General features: G+C 71.1%; 19 protein-coding genes. 7 read left to right on the forward strand and 12 right to left on the reverse strand.

Translation table 11 applies throughout. The features are described from left to right. The first annotated feature begins 187 nt into the window (after positions 1-187). The 3 genes from ACWD38_RS23660 (at position 188) to ACWD38_RS23670 (ending at position 5,585) form a co-directional block, all read left to right on the forward strand. Positions 188-940, forward strand: coding sequence for a type 1 glutamine amidotransferase (locus ACWD38_RS23660; protein WP_184477855.1), 753 nt, complete (start codon positions 188-190; stop codon positions 938-940). A gap of 53 nt (positions 941-993) precedes the next feature. Beyond that, complete coding sequence (locus tag ACWD38_RS23665; protein WP_450124919.1) at positions 994-4,008, forward strand: bifunctional [glutamine synthetase] adenylyltransferase/[glutamine synthetase]-adenylyl-L-tyrosine phosphorylase; 3,015 nt, start codon at positions 994-996, stop codon at positions 4,006-4,008. Positions 4,009-4,718: 710 nt separating this feature from the next. After that, positions 4,719-5,585, forward strand: coding sequence for an SMP-30/gluconolactonase/LRE family protein (locus ACWD38_RS23670; protein WP_184477857.1), 867 nt, complete (start codon positions 4,719-4,721; stop codon positions 5,583-5,585). Between the two features lie 87 nt (positions 5,586-5,672). Here the strand turns inward: ACWD38_RS23670 and glnA are convergent, their stop codons facing one another. Continuing rightward, positions 5,673-7,097 (reverse strand): type I glutamate--ammonia ligase, encoded by a 1,425-nt coding sequence (glnA, locus tag ACWD38_RS23675; RefSeq protein ID WP_184477858.1) that lies wholly within the window; start codon positions 7,095-7,097, stop codon positions 5,673-5,675. A gap of 256 nt (positions 7,098-7,353) precedes the next feature. Here glnA and ACWD38_RS23680 point away from each other — a divergent pair, with 256 nt between their 5' ends. Beyond that, complete coding sequence (locus ACWD38_RS23680) at positions 7,354-7,827, forward strand: RDD family protein (RefSeq protein WP_246457740.1); 474 nt, start codon at positions 7,354-7,356, stop codon at positions 7,825-7,827. A 129-nt stretch (positions 7,828-7,956) separates the two neighbouring features. Here ACWD38_RS23680 and ACWD38_RS23685 read toward each other — a convergent pair whose 3' ends face one another. The 4 genes from ACWD38_RS23685 to ACWD38_RS23700 all read right to left on the reverse strand — a co-directional run bounded on the left by ACWD38_RS23685 (position 7,957) and on the right by ACWD38_RS23700 (position 11,453). Next, entirely contained in the window at positions 7,957-8,685 is a 729-nt protein-coding gene (locus ACWD38_RS23685; RefSeq protein ID WP_184477859.1) for a DUF4191 domain-containing protein, read from the reverse strand. 119 nt (positions 8,686-8,804) lie between these two features. Continuing rightward, positions 8,805-9,809 carry a lipoyl synthase gene (lipA, locus tag ACWD38_RS23690; RefSeq protein WP_184477860.1) on the reverse strand — a complete coding sequence of 335 codons (1,005 nt, stop codon included), beginning with the start codon at positions 9,807-9,809 and terminating at the stop codon, positions 8,805-8,807. 82 nt (positions 9,810-9,891) lie between these two features. After that, positions 9,892-10,827 carry an oxidoreductase gene (locus ACWD38_RS23695; RefSeq protein WP_184477861.1) on the reverse strand — a complete coding sequence of 312 codons (936 nt, stop codon included), beginning with the start codon at positions 10,825-10,827 and terminating at the stop codon, positions 9,892-9,894. Positions 10,828-10,937: 110 nt separating this feature from the next. Next, positions 10,938-11,453, reverse strand: coding sequence for a hypothetical protein (locus ACWD38_RS23700; protein WP_450124920.1), 516 nt, complete (start codon positions 11,451-11,453; stop codon positions 10,938-10,940). 111 nt (positions 11,454-11,564) lie between these two features. Here ACWD38_RS23700 and ACWD38_RS23705 point away from each other — a divergent pair, with 111 nt between their 5' ends. After that, entirely contained in the window at positions 11,565-12,173 is a 609-nt protein-coding gene (locus ACWD38_RS23705; protein ID WP_184477863.1) for a TetR/AcrR family transcriptional regulator, read from the forward strand. 21 nt (positions 12,174-12,194) lie between these two features. After that, positions 12,195-13,142, forward strand: a complete 948-nt coding sequence (locus ACWD38_RS23710) for a TIGR03560 family F420-dependent LLM class oxidoreductase (RefSeq protein WP_184477864.1) — start codon at positions 12,195-12,197, stop codon at positions 13,140-13,142. A 6-nt stretch (positions 13,143-13,148) separates the two neighbouring features. Here the strand turns inward: ACWD38_RS23710 and ACWD38_RS23715 are convergent, their stop codons facing one another. From ACWD38_RS23715 to lpdA, 6 genes are all read right to left on the reverse strand, one after another. Beyond that, positions 13,149-13,619: an ArsR/SmtB family transcription factor gene (locus tag ACWD38_RS23715; RefSeq protein ID WP_425503530.1), complete on the reverse strand. Its 471-nt coding sequence runs from the start codon at positions 13,617-13,619 to the stop codon at positions 13,149-13,151. A gap of 14 nt (positions 13,620-13,633) precedes the next feature. Further along, the gene (locus ACWD38_RS23720) at positions 13,634-14,779 is read right to left on the reverse strand and encodes a serine hydrolase (protein ID WP_450124921.1); all 1,146 of its coding nucleotides are present in this window, start codon (positions 14,777-14,779) and stop codon (positions 13,634-13,636) included. A 58-nt stretch (positions 14,780-14,837) separates the two neighbouring features. Then, a complete protein-coding gene (lipB, locus tag ACWD38_RS23725; RefSeq protein ID WP_221316210.1) occupies positions 14,838-15,569 on the reverse strand; it encodes a lipoyl(octanoyl) transferase LipB in 732 nt (243 codons plus the stop codon). Between the two features lie 338 nt (positions 15,570-15,907). Then, positions 15,908-16,795, reverse strand: coding sequence for a TIGR01777 family oxidoreductase (locus tag ACWD38_RS23730; RefSeq protein ID WP_184477868.1), 888 nt, complete (start codon positions 16,793-16,795; stop codon positions 15,908-15,910). A gap of 128 nt (positions 16,796-16,923) precedes the next feature. Continuing rightward, positions 16,924-18,696, reverse strand: a complete 1,773-nt coding sequence (gene sucB, locus ACWD38_RS23735) for a 2-oxoglutarate dehydrogenase, E2 component, dihydrolipoamide succinyltransferase (RefSeq protein WP_450124922.1) — start codon at positions 18,694-18,696, stop codon at positions 16,924-16,926. Between the two features lie 66 nt (positions 18,697-18,762). Next, on the reverse strand, positions 18,763-20,133 hold the full coding sequence (lpdA, locus tag ACWD38_RS23740) for a dihydrolipoyl dehydrogenase (RefSeq protein WP_184477870.1): 1,371 nt from the start codon (positions 20,131-20,133) through the stop codon (positions 18,763-18,765). Positions 20,134-20,443: 310 nt separating this feature from the next. Here lpdA and ACWD38_RS23745 point away from each other — a divergent pair, with 310 nt between their 5' ends. Further along, the gene (locus tag ACWD38_RS23745) at positions 20,444-20,785 is read left to right on the forward strand and encodes an oxidoreductase (protein WP_184477871.1); all 342 of its coding nucleotides are present in this window, start codon (positions 20,444-20,446) and stop codon (positions 20,783-20,785) included. Here the strand turns inward: ACWD38_RS23745 and ACWD38_RS23750 are convergent. Continuing rightward, positions 20,782-21,291: an OsmC family protein gene (locus ACWD38_RS23750; RefSeq protein ID WP_343071252.1), complete on the reverse strand. Its 510-nt coding sequence runs from the start codon at positions 21,289-21,291 to the stop codon at positions 20,782-20,784. The two genes, ACWD38_RS23745 and ACWD38_RS23750, sit on opposite strands and share 4 nt — an antisense overlap. Between the last annotated feature and the right edge of the window lie 64 nt (positions 21,292-21,355).

Consider the following 21,355-nt stretch of genomic DNA (forward strand, 5'->3'; position numbering starts at 1 on the left):
AAGCTAAGCCCTCCAGCGCCGATGGTACTGCACTCGATAGGGTGTGGGAGAGTAGGACACCGCCGACAATACTCAACGGGAAACGCCCCACAGTCCATGACTGTGGGGCGTTTCTGCTATTCCAGGGCACCACACCACCCCTGAACAGATGTTTCGACGGGCTGGACGTGTCTCGTAGTCTTCTGTGATGGAGCGCGTGCGCATGTTGGTCGTGGAACCGTCGGAGATCGCCCCGGTGGGGCGTCTCGGCGAATGGTTGGGTGCGGCCGGCGCGGAACTGGACGTGGTGCGGGCACCTGAGATCCCCGCGCCGTCGGCGTTGGACGAGTACGACGCGCTGGTCGTGATGGGCGGCGGCATGGGCGCGCTCGACGATCTGGACCATCCGTGGCTGGCCGATGTTCGGGCGCTGCTCAGCGCGGCGGTGAGCAGACAGCTGCCGGTGCTCGCGATCTGCTTGGGAGCGCAGCTGTTGGCTGCGGCGGCAGGGGGACGAGTGGCGCCGGTCAAGAAGGGGCCCGAGGTGGGGACCTTGCTCGTCGCGAAGCGCGACACCGCGGCCGACGATCCGCTGTTCGGGGCGCTGCCGCTGACGCCGGACGTGCTGCAGTTCCACAACGACGAGGTGGTCCGGCTGCCGCCGAGCGCACAACTGCTCGCGTCTTCCCCCGCCTGCGAGAACCAGGCGTTCCGGGTGGGGATCTGCGCTTACGCGCTGCAGTTCCACGTGGAGACCACCCCGGACACGGTGTTGGACTGGGCGGAGTCGATGCCGGAGGCGGCGAGCACCGCCCGGCCCGGCCAGCTTGACCCCGAGCACCTCGAACGCTTCCACGCGGAGCTCGCCGAGACCTGGGAACCGGTGGCGGAGCGTTTCGTCCGATTGGCCGCGACTCCGCTGGAGCAGCGCAGGGGGACTCGGGCGCTTCCGATGGCGTGAGGCCGCGCCGGTCGCCTGTAGTCGGGCAGTCGTGTCCGGCTACCGTGCGGAGTATGAGCAATGGCAACTCGTCACGTTCGGGTTCGGCTCCTTCTCCGGCGCGGTATGGCTTCAGCGATGTCGTTCGCGCGGAACAGCAACTGCGGGCGGCCGGGTGGTGGTCCGACGCGGGGCCGACGGACGAGCCGGTGGTCTCGGCGCTGTCGCGTGCTCCCGATCCCGATCTGGCGCTGCTCGCGGTGGATCGACTGCGCGAGGCCGCGGCCGACGAGTGGCCGGAGCTGGCGAAGGAACTGGCGGCGGACACCGCTGTTCGTGGCGGGCTCATCGGAGTGCTGGGAGCGTCGAGCGCGTTCGCCGATCACCTGGTGGCGTATCCGCAGGACTGGCGCCGGTTGCGTCCGAGGCCGGCGGGTGAGCGGCCCGACGTCGCGGCGTTGACCGACGAGCTGGTGAGTTCGGTGCGCTCGGCGGACGGTGTCCTCACCGGCACCGAGGCGATCAGCGCGCTGCGCGGCGCGTACCGAGGGCTGCTGCTGGAGGTGGCCGCAGCCGACCTGCGCCCGATCGTGGAACGGGACCTGGCCGGGGCGTCCTTCGAGGACGTCGCGGCGGGACTGTCGGACCTCGCGGTCGCGGCGCTGCGCGCGGCCCTGGTGGTGGGGGCCGCGGAGCTGACCGGCCGGGAAGGCGGGGACAGCGCCGAGGACCTCGCGGTGATCGCGATGGGCAAGACCGGTGGCCGGGAGCTCAACTACGTCAGCGATGTCGACGTCGTGTTCGTCGCGAAGTCCGAGGAAGCGCTGCCGGGTGCGACGAAGCTCGCCAGCATGATGATGCGCGTCGCGGGGCCGGCGTTCTTCGAGGTGGACGCGGCACTGCGTCCGGAGGGCAAGGCGGGTGCGCTGGTGCGCACCCTCGACGGCTACCAGAGCTATTACCGCAGGTGGGCCCGGACGTGGGAGTTCCAGGCGTTGCTGAAGGCGCGGCCGGTCGCGGGCGACGTCGAGTTGGGGCAGCAGTACGTGGACGCGGTGTGGCCGCAGGTGTGGACCGCCGCAGAACGGGAGGACTTCGTCCCCGACGTGCGATCGATGCGCCGCCGGGTCGAAGATCACGTGCCCGCTGAACTGTCTGAACGGGAGCTCAAGCTGGGCCCCGGCGGGCTGCGGGACGTGGAGTTCGCGGTGCAGCTGCTGCAGATGGTGCACGGTCGCAGCGACGCGGACCTGCGGAGCCCGAGCACGGTCGACGCGTTGCGCTCGCTAGGCGAAGGCGGTTACGTCGCCCGTGCCGACGCCGCGGACCTCGTCGAGTCCTACCGGTTCCTGCGCACCCTGGAACACCGGGTGCAGCTGCGGCGGTTGCGCCGCACCCACCTGCTGCCCGAACTGGACGACAAGGACGGGCTGCACGTGCTGGCGCGTTCGGTGGGGCTGCGTTCCAGCGGGCGCCGCAGCGCGGGTGAGGTGCTGGTCGCCGAGTACCGCAGGCACAGCAACCGGGTGCGCAGGCTGCACGAGAAGTTGTTCTACCGCCCGCTGCTGGAGGCGGTGGCGAAGGTTCCGACGGACGCGTTGCGGCTCACCACCGGCGCCGCGGTGCAACGGCTCGCGGCGCTGGGGTACAGCTCGCCGGAGGGCGCGCTGCGGCACATCGAGGCGCTGACCTCGGGGGTGTCGCGCCGGGCGCACATCCAGGGCGCGCTGCTGCCGATGCTGCTGGACCTGCTGGCGAACACGCCGGACCCGGACGGCGGTTTGCTGGCGTACCGGAAGGTGTCCGAGGCGCTGGCGGAAACGCCCTGGTACCTGCGGTTGCTGCGGGACGAAGGGGTGGTCGCCGAACGGCTCGCGCAGCTGCTCGGGACGTCGAAGCTCGTGCCGGAGCTGTTGGTGCGCGCGCCGGAGGTGCTGCGGCTGCTCTCGGACACCCCGGCCCTGGCCGAGCGGGATCCGCGGGAGGTCGCGACCTCGCTGCGCAGCGCGGTCGCGCGGCACGCGGAGCCGAGCCGGGCGGTGGCGGCGGCGCGGTCGTTGCGCCGCCACGAGCTGTTGCGCATCGCGTGCGCCGACCTGCTGGGCCTGTTGCCGCCGACGGAGGTGTTCCGGGCGCTGTCGAGCGTGTGGGCCGCGGTGCTGGAGGCCGCGCTGGACACCTCGGTGCGCGACGTGGCGGCCCGGCCGGAGTGGCAGACGGTGCCCGCGCGGATCGCGGTGATCGGCATGGGGCGCCTCGGCGGCGCGGAGCTCGGGTACGGATCGGACGCCGACGTGATGTTCGTGTGCGAACCGCTGCCGGAGGTGCCGGAGTCCACGGCGGTCCGCTTCGCCACGTCGGTGGTGGAGCAGGTGCGCCGCCTGCTGGGTGCGCCGAGTCAGGACCCGCCGCTGGAAGTGGACATCGACCTCCGCCCGGAGGGCCGCAGCGGCCCGTTGGTGCGCACCGTCGACTCGTACCTCAACTACTACCGCCGCTGGGGCGAGGTGTGGGAGGCGCAGGCGCTGCTGCGGGCCCGGCCGGTCGCGGGCGACTCGGAGCTGGGCGAGCGGTTCTGCACGGCCATCGACCCGATCCGGTACCCGGACGGTGGCCTGGACGACGCTCGCATCCGGGAGATCCGCCGGATCAAGGCCCGGGTCGACTCGGAACGCCTGCCGCGCGGCGCCGACCCGGCCACGCACACCAAGCTGGGCCGCGGCGGGCTCGCCGACGTCGAGTGGACCTTGCAGCTGGTGCAGTTGCGCCACGGCCACGAGCACGAATCGTTGCGCGTCACCTCGACGATGCGAGGACTGGACGCAGCGGTGCAGGTCGGGGTGCTGGACGAGCAGGACGCCGCGGAGCTCGGCGAGGCGTGGACGTTGGCGATGCGGTCCCGCAACGCGGTGATGCTGGTGCGCGGCAAGTCCGGTGACCAGCTGCCCAAGCAGGTGCGGGAGCTGACCGCGGTGGCCGCGGCGCTCGGCTACTCCGGCGACGTCGACACCGGCGAGGTGCTCGACGACTACCTGCGGGTGACCCGGCGTGCCCGGGCCGTGGTGGAGCGGGTGTTCTACGAGGACTGAGCCGTCCTGCGCGGAGGGGCTCGTCGACGTGCTCGGCGCGGGCCGCCTCGCCTGATCGAGACCGCCGGGCCCGCGTCGGTGTACGGCGAGCGCTCGTCGGCCGCCTCCACCGGGCGGGGACGTACCGGGCGGTCCCCTGTGCGCTATTCGGGTGCAGCGGAGGCGGGCTTCGGCAGGTGTGCGGGCGGCCGAGCGGGGCGTACCGGCCAGTTATTCCGGTTCTGGTTGGTATCGGATTGCCCCGCGACGGCGGTTCCCGTGCTTTTGCGGATTATTCTGCGCTGCTTGTTCCCGTCAACGGTGGTCACGGTGCCGACGTGTTCGGTTGCGGGCTGAAGCGGCCGAATGGGGCTCATTTTCGCGCCGGAGACCCCGCGTGTTCCTGCACGTGCAAATGCACTGCCTTGAGGAATTGTCGGCTGGTTGCCCGGATCGCCTGTGAGAATGTGCACGGCCGGTGATCACGGTCGTGGAAGCGCCTCGCCTGCGTCGGAGCACTGCTCGCTGCGCTGGGGAATCGTATTCGGCGAGCGCATCAAGGCTCTCGCGAAAGTCCAATTCGGACGATTGTGGGATGGCGGTGGAGCCTTGAATTTCTGCGGAACAGCCCATTCGGAGGTCTTCCTGTCGCTATCGTGACGGTAACCTTCTCGCACCGCGAACGGTGCGCGCATGACCGGCGTCCGGGCGGGTCCGAATAGGAGTGCATGGTGGCCGAGGACTTCGAATTACTCGTCGACCGGCAGGCGCTTTGCGGCGCCGGGCCGTTGTGGATGTCGACGCTGAATTGCCTGTACTGGGTGGACGTGCTGCGCAGGGAACTGCACAGCTACCACCGCGATTCCGAGGCGGACGAGGTTCAAGTCCTACCTGGAGTCGTCACGGCGCTCGGCGCGACCCGCAACGGACAGCTCATCGCGGCCGCCGACAGAGGGTTCTCCCGGCTCTTCCCCGGGCGGGCCGCACTCGAACCCATCACCGGCGTGCAGGCCGGCGACCGGATGAGCGGCGGCGCCTGCGACCCGGCGGGCAGATTCGTCGCGGGCACCCTCACCCACAGCCGCGAGGCGAAGCGCAGCGCGCTGTACGTGCTGGACGGGACGCGCGCGCGGGTGCTCGTGGACGGGTTGACGCTCTCCGGCGGGATCGGCTGGAGCCCGGACGGCGGGACCATGTACGTGATCGACACCGTGCCACGGGTGATCTGGGCCTTCGACTACGACGTGGCGCACGGTCGTGCCGGGCGGGGCAGGCGGTGGATCGTGTGCAACGAATCCGAAGGCCACCCCGACGGGCTGGCGATGGACAACGAGGGCGGCGTGTGGGTCGCGATGCGCGGCAGCGGCCGGATCCACCGCTACAGCCCCGGCGGGGACCTGGAGACGGTGCTGTGGGCGCCGACCCGGCGCATCACGGGGCTGGTGTTCGGCGGGCGCAGGCTGGACGAGATGTACGTGACCTCGGCGTGCGCCGGCTACGACGAGCGGGCCCTGGTCGCCGATCCGTACGCGGGCGCGCTGTTCCGCTTCCGGCCCGGATCCACCGGCAGCCCGCTGGCGCCGTGGAACGGCACGTGAACCCCGCGCGACGGGGACGCGCACGAGAAAGCGGGCCGGCCGGGAGCACTCTCCCGACCGGCCCGCTTCGCGCTGTGCGCCGGACGATCACACGTCGAAGTACAGGGCGTACTCGTGCGGGTGCGGGCGCAGCCGGATCGGGTCGATCTCGTCCTCGCGCTTGAGGCGAATCCAGGTCTCGATCAGGTCCGGGGTGAACACGCCGCCTTCGAGCAGGTAGTCGTGGTCCTCCTCGAGCCGGTCGATGACCTTCTCCAGGCTGTCCGGGACCTGCGGGACGTTCTTGGCCTCCTCGGGCGGCAGCTCGTAGAGGTCCTTGTCGATCGGCTCCGGCGGCTCGATCTTGTTCTTGATGCCGTCGAGGCCGGCCATCATCATCGCCGCGAACGCCAGGTACGGGTTGCCCGACGGGTCCGGACAGCGGAACTCGACGCGCTTGGCCTTCGGGTTGCTGCCGGTGATCGGGATGCGCATGCAGGCGGAGCGGTTGCGCTGCGAGTACACCAGGTTCACCGGCGCCTCGTAGCCCGGCACCAGCCGGTGGTACGAGTTGATCGTCGGGTTGGTGAACGCCAGCAGGCTCGGGGCGTGGTGCAGGATGCCGCCGATGTAGTGCCGCGCCATGTCGGAGAGCCCGCCGTAGCCGGACTCGTCGTAGAACAGCGGAGAGCCGTCCTTCCACAGCGACATGTGGCTGTGCATGCCGGAGCCGTTGTCACCGAACAGCGGCTTGGGCATGAAGGTGACCGTGCGGCCGTCCTCCGCAGCGGTGTTCTTCACGATGTACTTGAACAGCTGCAGGTCGTCCGCGGCGTGCAGCATCGTGTTGAACTTGTAGTTGATCTCCGTCTGGCCACCGGTGCCGACCTCGTGGTGGGCGCGCTCGATGGTGAACCCGGCGTCGCTCAGCTCGGTGGAGATCTTGTCGCGCAGGTCCGCGAAGTGGTCGTAGGGCGGGACCGGGAAGTAGCCGCCCTTCATCCGGGTCTTGTAGCCCTTGTTGCCGCCCTCTTCGTCGCGCTCGGTGTTCCACCAGCCCTCGACGGAGTCGACTTCGGCGAAGCTGCGGTTCGGGCCCTCGCCGAAGCGGACCGAGTCGAAGATGTAGAACTCGGCTTCGGCGCCGAAGAAGACGGTGTCGGCGATGCCGGACTCGGCCAGGTACTGCTCGGCCTTGCGCGCGATGTTGCGCGGGTCGCGGCTGTAGGGCTCCAGCGTGAACGGGTCGTGCACGAAGAAGTTCAGGATGAGCGTCTTCTGGGCGCGGTACGGGTCGATGCGCGCGGTGTACGGGTCCGGCAGCAGCAGCATGTCCGACTCGTGGATCGACTGGAACCCTCGGACCGAGGAGCCGTCGAAGGCCAGCCCTTCGGTGAAGGAGTCCTGGTCGAACGCCGAGGCGGGCACCGTGAAGTGCTGCATGACACCCGGCAGGTCGCAGAACCGGACATCGACGTACTTCACGTCCTCATCGGAGATGAAGCGCAGGACCTCGTCTGGATTCTTGAACACCCTCGATGGCTCCTTCACGCACTGATTGACTGCTCACCGGCGCGCGTGCTTCGAGCTCACCGGCTCGTCGCCAACGTTATGTCACGGGTGTTGCTCGGCCGTCACCTTGATGTTTCGCCGACGTTAACGACCGCCTGAACGGGTGAGGCCGGTTACGCAGGGCAGATCAGCACGCGGCGTCGGCGCCGGTCGGTTTCGCTCTGCCGTGCGGTCGTAGGCTGGAGGCGTGGGCGAGAAGACGGGATCCCGATCCGAAATGAGCAGCCAGAACAGCGGGAGCGACGACTCCGGCGAAGCCCCGGCGGAGGGTATCGGTGGCCTGTTCGGCCACGGTCCCCGGCCGCGGTGGCGCGGTGAGTGGCTCGGGTTGCCGGAGAGCGGGCAGGGCGCGGTCGCCACCGGTGGCCGCAGGTTGCTCGGGTTCGTGGTGGACATCCTGCTGGCCGCGCTGGTCGCGGGACTGTTCACGGCACCGGAACTGCCCGCGAACTGGAGCCTGCTGTCCTGGTTCCTGATCACCGCGGTGCCCGTGGCCTTCGTGGGGTTCACGCCCGGGATGCTGGTCACCGGCATCTGGGTCGTCCGGGTGGACGGTCCCGGCGCGGTGGGCGTGTGGCGTGCGCTGGTGCGCGCCGTGCTGACGGGCGTGCTGATCCCCGCGGTGATCCGCAACGTCGACGGGAGGTCCTGGCTGGACCGGCTCACCGGGACCGTGGTGGTCCGGCGCTGACGCGGGCGGCCGTTCGCCGGCGGCGCGGCGCCCGCCAGCAGGGACCCGCCCGTCGAGGCGGCGCGGGGACGAAAAAAGACGCGGACCCGGCGGGACGTGCCCGGCGGATCCGCGTCGAAGTCGTACGGCTCAGCGGCGGCGCATGGCGCGCTGCACGTTGCGCATCTTGGCGCCCTGCGGCATCGGGCCCTTCGGCATCGCGTTGCCGCGGCTGCTCGCCAGCGCCGAGAGCCGGTTCTCCAGCGAGTCGACCTGGCCCGCGTTGATGTTGCGCGGGAGCTTCATCATGTGCGTCTGGAGCTTGCTCAGCGGCACCTGGCCCTCTTCGCCGCCGATCATGATCTCGTAGATCGGCGTCTCGCCGACCAGCCGAGCCACCCGCTTCTTCTCCTGCGCCATCAGCGACTTCACCCGGCTCGGGGCGCCCTCGCCGACCAGCACGATGCCGGGGCGGCCGATCACCCGGTGCACCGCGTCGAGCTGCGCGGTTCCGGCCACGGCCTGGGACAGCTTCCAGTTGCCGCGCATGTTCTCCAGCGCCCAACCCGCCGCGCCGGGCTGGCCGTCGGCCTTGCGGTACACCGTCGCCTGCACCCGGCGGCCGAAGATGATCACGGCGCCGAGCAGGCCCAGCGCGATGCCCACCGGCAGGAACGCCCAGTGCAGGTTCCAGATCATGCCGATGAAGAAGACCGCGACCGCGACCACCAGGAAGATGCCGATCATCAACGGCAGCAGCAGGCGGTCCTCGCGGCGTTGCATCTGGAACGCTTGCCAGATCTGCCCGATGCGACCGCGGAAGGCCGCGCGCCGTTCCTTCTTCGCCGCCTTCTTGGCTGCCTTGTCCTGGTTGGCCATGCCTTTCAGGATACGGCGGGGCCTCAAGTCCTCCCCAGGCACGGTGCACCTGGCCCGCAGAAACGGCACCGCCCGCCGCGCGAGGTGCGCGACGGGCGGTGAATTCCCTGTTCAGCGGGCTACTGGCGGGCGAGCAGGCTGCTGGCCTCCTGCGCGGCGGGCTGCGCCTGCGCGAGGTGGGAGAGGTTCTCCGGCAGCGGCATGCCGCGGTGCTGGGTGGCCTTGGCGTAGAGCCGGCCCGCGCGGTAGCTGGAACGGACCAGCGGACCGGCCATCACACCGGGGAAGCCGATCTCCTCGGCGGCCTTCGTGTGCTCGACGAACTCCTCCGGCTTCACCCAGCGGTCCACCGGGTGGTGGCGCGGGCTGGGCCGCAGGTACTGGGTGATCGTGATGATGTCGCAACCCGCGTCGTGCAGGTCCTGCAGCGCGGGCCGCACCTCTTCGGGGGTCTCGCCCATGCCCAGGATGAGGTTGGACTTGGTGACGAGCCCGGCGTCGCGCGCCTCGGTGAGGACCTTGAGCGAGCGGTCGTAGCGGAACGCGGGGCGCATCCGCTTGAACACGCTGGGCACGGTCTCCAGGTTGTGCGCGAGCACCTCGGGGCGGGAGCTGAAGACCTCGGCGAGCTGGTCCGGCTCCGCGTTGAAGTCCGGGATCAGCAGCTCGACCCCGGTGCCGGGGTTCAGGTCGTGGATCTGGCGCACCGTCTCCGCGTACAGCCAGGCGCCGCCGTCGGCGAGGTCGTCCCGCGCCACGCCGGTCACCGTGGAGTAGCGCAGCCCCATGGCCTGCACCGACTCGGCGACCTTGCGCGGCTCGGTGGTGTCGAGCTCGGCGGGTTTGCCGGTGTCGATCTGGCAGAAGTCGCAGCGGCGGGTGCACTGGTCACCGCCGATGAGGAAGGTCGCCTCCCGGTCCTCCCAGCATTCGAAGATGTTGGGGCAGCCCGCCTCCTCGCAGACGGTGTTCAGCCCCTCCCGGCGGACCAAGCCCTTGAGCTCTTGGTACTCGGGACCCATCCGAGCTCGGGTCTTGATCCACGATGGCTTCTTTTCGATGGGCGTCTGGCTGTTGCGCACTTCCAGACGCAACAACTTCCGCCCCTCTGGCGCCGCAGTCACGCGTTCAGGCTACGCCCCCGACCGGTTCATCCCGAAACCGCGACGGGGGCGCAGCGGTGATCCGTGCGCCACACCCGGCAGGTCAGGCGGGATCGGCGGTGACGCCGGTGAGTTCCTCGGTCAGCGTCCACAGCCGGCGCGCGGTGTCGACGTCGGCCGCCGCCCGGCTGGCCTTGGCGCGGTTCGGGTAGCCGCGGATCTCGGCGAACCCGTTCGGGCCGTAGTAGCTGCCGCTGGTCGCGCCCGGTGCGGTGGCCGCGTAGAGCTGCGGCAGTGCGCCCTGCTCGCCGGACTGGGTGATCAGGCCGTTGATCCCGCGTGCGACCTTGGTGAGCGGCCCCGGCAGCGAGCGGGCGTGCAGCGAGTTCATCGCGAGCTCGGTGCTGCTCATCCCCGGGTGCGCGGCGACGCTGCGCAGGTCCAGGCCGTCCCGCTGCGCGCGGCGGTCGAGTTCGAAGGCGAACAGCAGGTTCGCCAGCTTCGACTGCGAGTAGGCGCGGGTGGGCGAGTAGCGGCGGCGGTGGAAGTTCAGGTCGTCGAGGTCGAGCGAGCCGCCGCGGTGGGCGATGCTGGACAGCGTCACGACCCGCGCGCCGGGGGTGGCGCGCAGCGCGGGCATCAGCAGCCAGGTCAGCGCCGCGTGCCCGAGGTGGTTGGTGCCGATCTGCAGCTCGAAGCCGTCCTGGGTGGCGCCGAGCGGGGGTGCCATCACTCCGGCGTTGTTCATCAGCACGTCGAGGCGGTCGCCGGTGCTGTCCCGCACCTGCTCGGCGGCTTTGCGCACCGACGCCAGGTCGGCGAGGTCGAGCTCGACGAGTTCCGGTTCGACCGCGGCGTGCGCGGCCACCTGGTCGCGCGCTCCGCGGCCCCGCTCGGGGTTGCGGCAGGCCATCAGCACTCGGGCGCCGCGGGCCGCCAGCACCTGCGAGCTGTGCAGGCCGAGGCCCGAGTTCGCGCCGGTGATGAGCACGGTGCGGCCGTGCTGGTCCGGGATGTCGGAGGTTGTCCAGTGCGCCATGCCTTCCACCCTTACCTGCGTCGGCGGGCGGGGAAAAGGCGTGCCGCAGCACGATCGGATCACCGCCGCGCGAATTCCGCGCCGAGCTCGTGCGGGTCCGGCGCCGTGCTTCAGCGGCTGGGGATGACCTTGCGCAGCTGCGACAGCGGTCCGCGGCGGCGGGTGCGGGCCGAGGGCGCGGCGGCGCGCAGCAGGCCGAGGAACGCGGCGCCGACGCGGTCGAGCTCCGCGGCGGGTTCGTGCTGCTCGGCGAGTCCGGCGGAGACCGCGAGCATCCGCCGTTCCCGGCTCAGCAGGCCGGTGATCGCCGGGTCGTCGGCGTGCGAGTCGAGCACCCGGCGCAGCACGGGGTGGTCCGCGGTGGTGCGCCGCCAGGCGGCGCTCACGGCCTCGACCCGGTCGCCGCGGGGGTCGGCGTCGGCGTCCTCGATGCCGATGTCGATGCGGCCGGTGAGGCTGCTGCTCCACTTGTGCTGCAGCGCTCGCAGGAGTTGCCCGCGGTCGGTGAAGACGGCCGCTGCGGCGGGCACCAGGTCGAGATCCAGCGGTGCGGCCGGGTGTTCGCGGGCGTGGTCGAGGACTGCCCTGATGGCGTGTTGCCGCTGGTAGAAGTCGTTCCAGGTCATGGTTCCTCCAGACTGGACGGTGGCGTACTCCGGGTGTGCGGCATACCGAGGGTATGTGCGTTCGAAGGTACCACCGGTCCCATACCGGAGGTATGTCTTATGATTGTGAGTATGGCTACAGCCCGGCCCCGGCGAGTGGAGCACACCGAGAGCACCAGGCAGGCGCTGGTGGATTCGGCGGTGGCCCTGTTCACGAAGAAGGGCTACGCCGGAACCTCGCTCGACGAGATCGCCAAGCGCGCCCGCGTCACCAAAGGCGCCCTCTACCACCACTTCAACGGCAAGCAGGCGCTGTTCGAGGCCGCCTTCGAAGAGGTCGAGGCCCAGGTGGTGCGGCGGCTGTCGGCCGAGCTGTTCGGCTCCGGCAACATCTGGGAGACCGTGCGCGCCGGGCTCGGCGAGTTCCTCAAGGTCTGCCTCGAACCCTCCTACCAGCGCATCGTCGTGCACGAAGCGCCCGCGGTGATGGGCTGGGAACGCTGGCGGGAGGCGGAGGAGCGCTTCACCTTCGGGGTGATCCGGGAGGCGCTGCGCGCGCTGGTCGACGCGGGCGAGTTCGCGAAGCTGCCGGTGGAGGCGCTCGCGCACGTCGTCTTCGGCGCCCTGTCCGCGGGCGCCACCACCATCGCTGGATCGGCGCAGCAGAAGAAGACCAGCGCCGAGGTCGGCGAGGTCGTGGACGCCGTGATGCAGGGCCTCCGAGCGAGTGAGCACCGGTAGCCGGGGATTAGCCTCGGACCCGTGACCGAGCCATTCAAACTCCGCATCTTCACCGAACCCCAGCAAGGGGCCACCTACGACGACCTGCTGCGCGTGGCGAAGGCCACCGAGGCGGCGGGCTACGACGCGTTCTTCCGCTCCGACCACTACCTGAAGATGGGGTCGGTGTCCGGTGAACCCGGACCCACCGACGCCTGGGTGACCCTCGGCGGGCTGGCGCGGGAGACCTCGCGGGTGCGGCTGGGCACGCTGATGACCGCGGGGACGTTCCGCTACCCGGGGCCGCTGGCGATCGCCGCCGCGCAGGTCGACCAGATGTCCGGCGGGCGCCTCGAGTTCGGCCTGGGCAGCGGCTGGTACGAGGAGGAGCACGCGGCCTACGGCATCCCGTTCCCGGCGCTGAAGGAGCGGTTCGACCGCTACGCCGAGCAGCTGGAGATCATCACCGGGCTGTGGGACACCCCGGCAGGGGAGACGTTCAGCTTCGACGGGCGGTACTACCGGCTCACCGACGCGCCCGCGCTGCCGAAGCCGGCGCAGCGCCCGCGCCCGCCGGTGCTCATCGGCGGTGGCGGCAAGAAGCGCACGCCGGAACTGGCCGCGCGCTTCGCCGACGAGTTCAACCTGCCGTTCACCGACCTCGACACCGCCACCGCGCAGTACGAGCGGGTCGCGGCGGCCTGCGCGGCGATCGGCAGGGACGCGGGCGAGATCGTCCGCTCCGCCGCGCTGGTGCTGTGCGTCGGCAAGGACGACGCGGAGCTCGCGCGGCGGGCCGCCGCCATCGGCCGGGACGTCGACGAGCTGCGCGCCAACGGCCTCGCCGGGACTCCCGCCGAGGCCGTCGACAAGATCGGCACCTGGCGGGAGCGCACCGGCATCACCCGGCTGTACCTGCAGGTGCTGGACCTGGCCGACCTGGATCACGTCGACCTGGTCGCCGCCGAGGTCGCCCCGCAGCTGAGCTGACGGCGGTCAGGACCGGAGCTGTCCGGCGATGTCGGACGCGGCGGTGAGCAGGACGAGCGCGGGCACGGTGGCCTGCGGGCGCAGCCGGTAGGAACCGCGCTTGTCCTGCTCGACCAGTCCGCAGCCGGTGAGGCTCTTGAGGTGGTGGTAGAGCTGCCCCGTCGAGCCGAGTTCCGCGGCCTCCTGCAGCTCGGCCGTCGTGGCCGGGCCCGCTTCGGCGAGCCTGCGCACCATCGCCGCCCGCAGCGGGTGGCCCAGCGCGGCGAGCACATCGGTGCGCGGCGCGTCCGGCAGGTCCAGCACCTGGGCCGGATCGACGTGGATGTCCCACTCCAGCGCGAGCGGTTCGGCGAGCCTGCCCTGGTAGGCCACGGACCCGCCGCTGGGTTCACGCGCGGGAGCAGCGGGTCGGCCTTCTAACGCGGCGACCCGCTGTTCGAGCGCGTCGAGCCGGGAATGCACGTCGTCGGAGCTCACCGGTCGAGCTTGCCTCATCCACGCAGTGCCGAGATCAGCCGGTCCCGCCACGCCGGGTCCCGAAGGGCCGTGAGCAGCGGCAGCGACGGGTCGCCCTGCTGCAGCTGCGCGGCGGAGATCCCGCCGTGCGCGAGCAGCGCTCCGGCGGCGACGCGGCCGTCGGTGAAGCGCGCGGACATCCCCGCGGTGAGCACGCCGGGGAGGCTGCCGCCCTTGAACCCGAAGCCGAGCATGTCCGCGGGCAGGTTGCCCGCGGCCTTGCCCTCCAGGACGCCGCGCGCGATGTCCCCGGCCGGGCCGGGCAGGTAGCGGCCTTCGGCGATGGCGCGGTGCAGGGCCGCGAGCTGTTCCGGCGTGCTCGCGGCGGTGTCCGAGGCCCAGGTCAGCTGGGCGTCGTAGGTCGGTAGCGGCTGGGTGAGCAGCCGGTCGCGCACCTGGTCGCGCAGGGCCTCGTCGTCGCGGTGGCGGCGTTCCAGCTCGAAGCCGATGGCGAGCCGTCGCGGCAGCGGGGTGCCGGGCGCGGGGGCTTCGTCCGGGAGCAGCAGGAACAAGTATTCCGCGCACAGGGAGCGGACGTCCGCGTCGGCCCAGCCGCCCGCCCGCGCGGCACGCAGCACGGCCTCGGTGCCGAGCCGGTCGCGCAGGAGATCGGGCACCGCGCTGTCGCTGTGGGCGATCATCATCGTCACCAGCCGTTCGAGCGCGACCCGCCGTTCGGGGTCGGCGGCGTACAGGCCGGTGGCGTCGGTGGGGATGCCGAGTTCGGCGAGCGCGTTGAGGTGTGCGCCGCCGTCGACGGGCACGTAGTAGCGCTCCCAGTCGCCGACGCGGATCTGTTCGTTCGGGTCGAGCCCGCCTTCGGCGACGGCGGTGGCGTACGCGGCGAGCTGCGCGACCTTCACCGCCGAGGCCAGCGGCTGCGTGGTGCGCGCGCGGTGCGCGACCCGCAGGCCCGCGGTGTCGGTCAGGGAGAGGGCGAGGTGGTCGCGGTTGTCGGCGATCCAGGTGAGCCAGCCGTCGGCGGTGCTCAGGTCGGGTTCGGCGGCGCGCGAGCCCGCGAGCGAGTTGCGCGCCTGCGCGGGCGAGCACGCGGTGAGCAGCGGCAGGGCGGCGACGGCGGCGGTGCAGCCGGTCAGCAGGGTGCGGCGGGACAGCGACATGAGTCCACTCCTCCAGTAGTCCGTAATTTCGGAATACTAGAGGAGTGGAGTTCGGTCGTCAGCGGAGGGTCGGATCCAACGCCAGCGTCACACCGGCGGCCTCCGGCTCCACCCGCGCGATGTCCGACTCCGTCACCGGCAGCACGCCGTCCACGGCATCCAGCACGTCCTGGCGGACCCACGGCAGCACCTCGTCGATCGGCACCTCGCGGCCCAGCTCCGCCGACAACGACGTGACCCCCGCATCCCGGATGCCGCACGGGACGATCCGGTCGAACTGGCCCATGTCCGGGGTGCAGTTGAGCTCCAAGCCGTGCATCGTCACGCCGCGCTGCACCCGGATCCCGATCGCGGCGATCTTGCGCTCCGGCAGGACGTCGTCCGCCGCCAGCCACACGCCGCTGCGTCCCTCGACCCGGCCGGTCTCCACGCCGAACCGCGCGCACGTGCGGATCAAGCCCTGCTCCAGGCGGCGCACGTAGTCGACGACGTCGATCGGATCGGCCAGCCCGAGGATCGGATAGCCCACGATCTGCCCCGGACCGTGCCACGTGATCTTGCCGCCGCGGTCCACGTCGATCACCGGCGTCCCGTCCTGCGGGCGGTCCTCCGGCTGGGTGCGCTTCCCGGCGGTGTACACCGACGGGTGCTCCAACAGCAGCAACGTGTCCGGCCCGGCGCCGTCAGCGCGGCTCGTGGCCAGTTCCCGCTGGAGGTCCCAAGCGTCCAGGTAGTCGATTCTTCCCAGTTCACGCACGTCGACCGGATCGGTCGAGGCGCGACAAGACATCTCCGCACGACTCACGCCGTCAGGTTACGCCCGGGGTCGGTACCCACTTGTTCTGCGTAGGGGTCGGGTGGCGGAACCTCAGCGTCCTTCTCGCTGCGGGATCTTTTTCCCTAGTGGCTCCGCCACGAGGGAAAAAGCCGTCCTCGCGAGAAGGACGCTGAGAACCCGCGGGTGGTCGGCTTTGGGACGTGGGCTATGTGCTTCGCACATACAGGCACGGCTACGCCGCAAGGCAGGCTTGCTTCGCCGCCCAAGGCACGGCTTCGCCGCAATGCACGGGGTTCGGTTGGGAGGGGCGGTGTTCGGCCGCAAGGCACGGCTTCGCCGTGGGGTCGGGGTCAGCCTGTGATGGGGGTCAGGGCTGCGTCGAGGGTGGGGTGGGCGAAGGGGTAGCCGTGCTCGTCGAGTTGGTGGGGGAGAGCGCGTTGGCCTGCTAGCAGGGCCTCGTCGGCTACCTGGCCCAGGGCGGTGCGCAGGACGAACTCGGGGACCGTCCACGGCGCGGGGCGTCCTAGGGCGGCGCCCAGTTCGCGGGTGAACTCGGCGTTCGTCACCGGTGCCGGGCCGGTCAGGTTCACCGGCCCCGACACGTCCTCGTGCTCCACCAGGAAGCGCAGCGCGCCCACCGCGTCGTCCAGCGAGATCCACGGCATGTACTGCGCGCCGTCGCCGAGCTTGGCTCCCAGCAGCACCGAGAACAGCGGTTTGAGCCTGCCGATGAGACCGCCCGCGGGCGCGATCACCAGGCCGGTGCGCGACAGCACCACCCGAGCTCCCGCACCCACCGCAGGGCTGGTCGCGGCCTCCCACTGGCGGCACAGGTCCGCCAGGAAACCGGAGCCCGGCGGCGACGACTCGGTCACCGGCAGCTCACCGGTGTCGCCGTAGAAGCCGACCGCCGACCCGTTGACCAGCGTCGGCACGCCGTGCCGGGCCACCGCCTCGGCCAGCAGCGCGGTCGGCCCCACCCGCGAGGACACCAGCAGCTCCTTGCGCTCGGTGCTCCAGCGGCGGTCCGCCAATCCGGCGCCGCACAGGTTCACCACCGCATCCGCACCGGCCAGCGCCTCCTCGTCGAGCAGGTCCTCGGCCGGGTCCCAGCCGTGCTCGTCGGGTGCCTCCGGGCGCCGCCGCACCAACCGCCGCACCTCGTGCTCGCCCTGCCGCAACGCGGCCACGAGACTCGTGCCGATCAACCCGGACGAACCGGCGACAACCACGCGCATGCCCCGATCGTCCCGCAATGATCTTCCGCGCGCGACAGGTTTCCCGGCACCGGCGCCGCCCGGACAGCACGAAGGGCCGCCCACCCGCAGGTGAGCGGCCCTTCGCGGGAAATGTCACATCCGGTGCGTCACAGGCCCAGGTCGGCCTCGAACGCGCCGTCCTCCAGCCGCTGCTTGAGCGTGCTCAAGAACCGCGCCGCGTCCGCACCGTCGACCAGCCGGTGGTCGTAGGACAGCGCCAGGTACACCATCGAGCGGATCGCGATGGTGTCGCCGCCGTTGTCGTCCGAGACCACCACGGGGCGCTTCACGACGGTCCCCGTGCCCAGCATGCCCACCTGCGGGGGGTTCAGGATCGGGGTGTCGAACAGCGCGCCGCGGCTGCCGGTGTTGGTGATCGTGAACGTGCCACCGGAGAGCTCGTCGGGCTTGAGCTTGTTGTTCCGGGTGCGCTCGGCCACGTCGGAGATCTTGCGGGCCAGCCCGCCGAGGTTGAGGTCCCCGGCGTCGTGGATCACCGGCGAGACCAGCCCGCGCGGCGTGTCCACGGCGACCGACAGGTGCTCGGCCGCGTGGTAGGTGATCTCCTTGGTCTCCTCGTTGACCGAGGCGTTGACCTTCGGGTGCAGCTTGAGCGCCTCGGTCGCGGCCTTCGCGAAGAAGGGCAGGAAGGACAGCTTCACGCCCTCCGCGGCCTCGAAGGTGCCCTTCGCCTGCTGGCGCAGCTTGGCGATGCGGGTCACGTCGACCTCGATCACCGTGGTCAGCTGCGCCGCGGTCTGCAGCGACTCGACCATGCGGCGGGCCAGCAGCTGGCGCAGGCGGGACATCTTCTGCGTCGTGCCGCGCAGCGCGTCCGCCTCGTCCGACTGCTCGACCTGCCGGGCCGGAGCGCTGGACTTCGCCGCGGCCGGAGCCGCCGGGGCGGCGGGCCGCGACTTCGCGGCGTCCACGGCGGCCTGCACGTCCTGCTTGCGGATGCGGCCGCCGACGCCGCTGCCCTGGACCTGGGACAGGTCGATGCCGTGCTGGTTGGCCAGCTTGCGCACCAGCGGCGTCACGTACGGGGTGCTCCCGGACGGGGTGCTCCCGGACGGGGCCGACGACGCGGGCTGCGCGGGCTGCGCGGGCTGCGCGGGCTCGGCGGGCTTCGCCGGGGCCGGCGCGGCCGGCGCGGCCGGAGCTGCGGGCTGGGCCGCGGCGGCCGGTTCCGGCGTCGGCTCGGGAGCCGGAGCGGCAGGGGCGGGTTCCGGCGCGGGCTGCGCCGGGGCCGCCGGTGCGGCGCCCTGCTCGCCGACGACGGCCAGCTTGCCGCCGACCTCGACGGTGTCGTCCTCGTTCGCGGCGATCTCCAGCAGCGTGCCCGCCACCGGCGAGGGGATCTCGGTGTCGACCTTGTCGGTGGAGACCTCCAGCAGGGGTTCGTCGACCTCGACGGTGTCGCCGACCTGCTTGAGCCACCGGGTGATCGTGCCCTCGCTGACGCTCTCGCCCAGCGCGGGCATCGGCACCTCGGTGCCCTGCGCCGAACCGCCGGAAGCGGGAGCCGCGGGCTGCTCGGCGGCCGGTGCCTCCTGGGCCGGAGCCGCCGGAGCGGACTCCTGCGCGGGTGCGGGCTCCGCGGCGGGCGCTTCCTGCGCGGGTGCGGCGGACCCGCCGTCGGCGCTGTCACCGATGACGGCGAGCTCGCCGCCGATCTCCACCGTGTCGTCCTCCTCGGCGACGATGCGCTGCAGCACACCGGCGGCCGGGGACGGGATCTCGGTGTCGACCTTGTCGGTGGAGACCTCCAGCAGGGGTTCGTCGACCTCGACGGTGTCGCCGACCTGCTTGAGCCACCGGGTGATCGTGCCCTCGCTGACGCTTTCGCCTAGCGCGGGCATCTGGACGGAGAAGGACATCGGTCGCTGACTCCTCGTGCGGTGTGGCGGGGTGCTGTGCTGGTGCGGGTTGCGGACCGGGGCAGGTCAGCCGTGGACGTGCAACGGCTTGCCCGCCAGGGCGAGGTGCGCCTCGCCGAGGGCCTCGGTCTGCGTGGGGTGGGCGTGCACCAGCGGTGCCACGTCCTCCGGCAGCGCTTCCCAGTTGTAGATCAACTGGGCTTCGCCGATGAGCTCGCCGACCCGGTCGCCGACCAGGTGCAGGCCGAGCACCGGCCCGTCGGTGGCGCGGACCAGCTTCACCGCGCCCGCCGTCTTGAGGATCTGGCTCTTGCCGTTGCCCGCGAGGTCGTAGGTGAAGGTCTGCACCGAGCCGTACTGGTCCTTCGCGGCGCTCTCGGTCAGGCCCACCGAGGCGACCTCGGGGTGGCTGTAGGTGACGCGCGGGATGCCGGCCTCATCGATGGCCTGCGGGTTCTGGCCCGCGATCTCCTCGGCGATGAACACGCCCTGCTGGAAACCGCGGTGCGCCAGCTGCAGACCGGGCACGATGTCGCCGACCGCGTAGACGCCGGGGAGGCTGGTGCGCAGGCGGTCGTCGGTGACGACGAAACCGCGCTCCAGCTTGATGCCCGCTTCCTCGTAGCCGTGGCCCGCGGTGTTCGGTCCGCGGCCGACGGCCACCAGCAGCAGGTCCGCGTCGAGCTGGTCGCCGTTCTCTAGGCTCACCGAGACACCGGAGTCGGTCTGGGTGGCGCCGGTGAACTTCACGCCGGTCTTGAACTTGATGCCGCGCTTGCGGAACGCGCGCTCCAGCTGCTTGGAGGCGAACTCGTCCTCGTTGGGCACCAGGTGCGGGAGGGCTTCGACGATGCTGACCTCGGCGCCGAAGGAGCGCCACACGCTGGCGAACTCCACGCCGATCACGCCGCCGCCGAGCACCACGACCTTCTCCGGCACGTAGTCCAGGTTCAGCGCCTGCTCGCTGGCGATGATCCGGCCGCCGAGCTCCAGGCCCGGCAGCGACTTGGAGTACGAACCGGTGGCCAGCACGATGTTCTTGCCGGTGTAGCGGGTGCCGTCGACCTCGACGGTGTTCGCGTCGACCAGGGTGCCCGCGCCTTCGACCAGCGTCACCTTGTGCGCCTTGGCCAGGCCCTGCAGGCCCTTGTAGAGCTTGCCGACGACACCGTCCTTGTAGGAGTTCACCCCCGCGATGTCGATGCCCTCCAGGGAGGTCTTGACACCGAACTGATCGCCGTCGCGCGCGGAGTCGGCGATCTCCGCGGCGTGCAGCAAAGCCTTGGTGGGAATGCACCCGCGGTGCAGGCAAGTCCCCCCGAGCTTGTCCTTTTCAATGAGGACGACGGACAGGCCCAGCTCAGCCGCGCGGAAAGCGCAGGCGTAGCCGCCCGAACCGCCGCCGAGAATGACCAGATCGGCGGACGTGTCGGTCACTTCGCACTCCTCGACAGCCATCGTTGAATCGCTGAGGTGTCGCCGTCCCGGCTGTCGCGCGAGGCACGGAACACCTGGCAGCCATCTTGTCACCACCCGAAGGGACGACGCGACGTGGGCTCGTTCTGATCGCGTGAACGTGCGCGAGACCACTGAATCGTTTTTTACGATTCTCAGCTTCGTCACAGGCGCCCGGTGGCATCATCGCGAACGGGAGCACTGGTTTTCGAAGGCGTTCCGAGTGCCGGCGGTGCCAGGGGTGAATCGAATCCGAAGCCGCCGGGCTTCCAGGTTCGGGGAGGCGAATGCTGTGGGTCTGTTCGATCGTTTCCGCCGCAGGCGGGGCACCGGCCGCCCCGCGGATTCCCGAGATTCCGATCACTTGCGGGCCTGGGCCCAGCAGCGCCACGGCGTGGAAGCGTTCGTCGAACCCCGAACCACGGTCACCGAGACCACGGTCCTGCTGGTCGCTCACGACGGCGAGTGGACCCGGCGCCGGGTGAACGGGCCCGAGGCGGCGTTCCGCTTCGCCCGCAAGCACGGGCTGCCCTGCTACGAGGTCGCGAAGCTCGGCTACCCGCAGCGGATGCGCGACTACCAGGCCCGCCAGCGGGTCTTACGGGACCGGGAGCGGCGCCGCGACCTGGGCTAGTTCGCGACGCGGGTGGACGGGGCCAGGCGCACCGGGAAGTTCACCGACTTCGAGATGTAGCAGAGCTCGTGGGCCCGTTCGTGCAACGCTTCCGCGACGTCCACGCTGGCCAGGTCCTCGACGGTCACCTCGGGGCTGAGCACGACTTCGCGGAACCGGCCGGAGCCGTCGGCGTTCTCCGCGAGCACCCCCTGCGCCCGGTCGTGGTAGCCGATCACCACCACGCCGTGGTCCGCCGCCAAGTGCAGGAACCACAGCATGTGGCACTGCGACAGCGAGGCGATCAGCATCTCCTCCGGGTTGTACCGGTCGGAGTCGCCGAGGAACGCGGGGTCCGCGGACGCCTCGATGGGGTTCTTGCCCTCCGCGCGCACCTCGTGGGTCCGCTCGTAGCTGTGGTAGCTGCTGGTGCCCGCGCCGGTGTTGCCGGTCCACACCACTTCGACCGCGAAACCGTGGCTCGCCGGCGCGGGTGGGGTCGGCTGCCGCTCGATGGAGTCGCTCACCACCCCATCCTGGCATCGCGGGTGCGGCCAGTGGTGATCCCTTTGAGATGCGCCTCACAAAGCG

This window comes from Saccharopolyspora sp. NPDC002578, assembly GCF_053592695.1.

Bases quoted from the DNA above. Each gene is read 5' to 3' on its own strand.
- ACWD38_RS23730 (WP_184477868.1), bottom strand. From the start codon at position 16,795: ATGCGCGTGGTTGTCGCCGGTTCGTCCGGGTTGATCGGCACGAGTCTC.
- ACWD38_RS23695 (WP_184477861.1), bottom strand. From the start codon at position 10,827: ATGGCGCACTGGACAACCTCCGACATCCCGGACCAGCACGGCCGCACC.
- ACWD38_RS23700 (WP_450124920.1), bottom strand. From the start codon at position 11,453: ATGACCTGGAACGACTTCTACCAGCGGCAACACGCCATCAGGGCAGTC.
- ACWD38_RS23685 (WP_184477859.1), bottom strand. From the start codon at position 8,685: ATGGCCAACCAGGACAAGGCAGCCAAGAAGGCGGCGAAGAAGGAACGG.
- ACWD38_RS23680 (WP_246457740.1), top strand. From the start codon at position 7,354: ATGAGCAGCCAGAACAGCGGGAGCGACGACTCCGGCGAAGCCCCGGCG.
- ACWD38_RS23660 (WP_184477855.1), top strand. From the start codon at position 188: ATGGAGCGCGTGCGCATGTTGGTCGTGGAACCGTCGGAGATCGCCCCG.
- ACWD38_RS23720 (WP_450124921.1), bottom strand. From the start codon at position 14,779: ATGTCGCTGTCCCGCCGCACCCTGCTGACCGGCTGCACCGCCGCCGTC.
- lipB (WP_221316210.1), bottom strand. From the start codon at position 15,569: ATGTCTTGTCGCGCCTCGACCGATCCGGTCGACGTGCGTGAACTGGGA.
- ACWD38_RS23705 (WP_184477863.1), top strand. From the start codon at position 11,565: ATGGCTACAGCCCGGCCCCGGCGAGTGGAGCACACCGAGAGCACCAGG.
- sucB (WP_450124922.1), bottom strand. From the start codon at position 18,696: ATGTCCTTCTCCGTCCAGATGCCCGCGCTAGGCGAAAGCGTCAGCGAG.
- ACWD38_RS23665 (WP_450124919.1), top strand. From the start codon at position 994: ATGAGCAATGGCAACTCGTCACGTTCGGGTTCGGCTCCTTCTCCGGCG.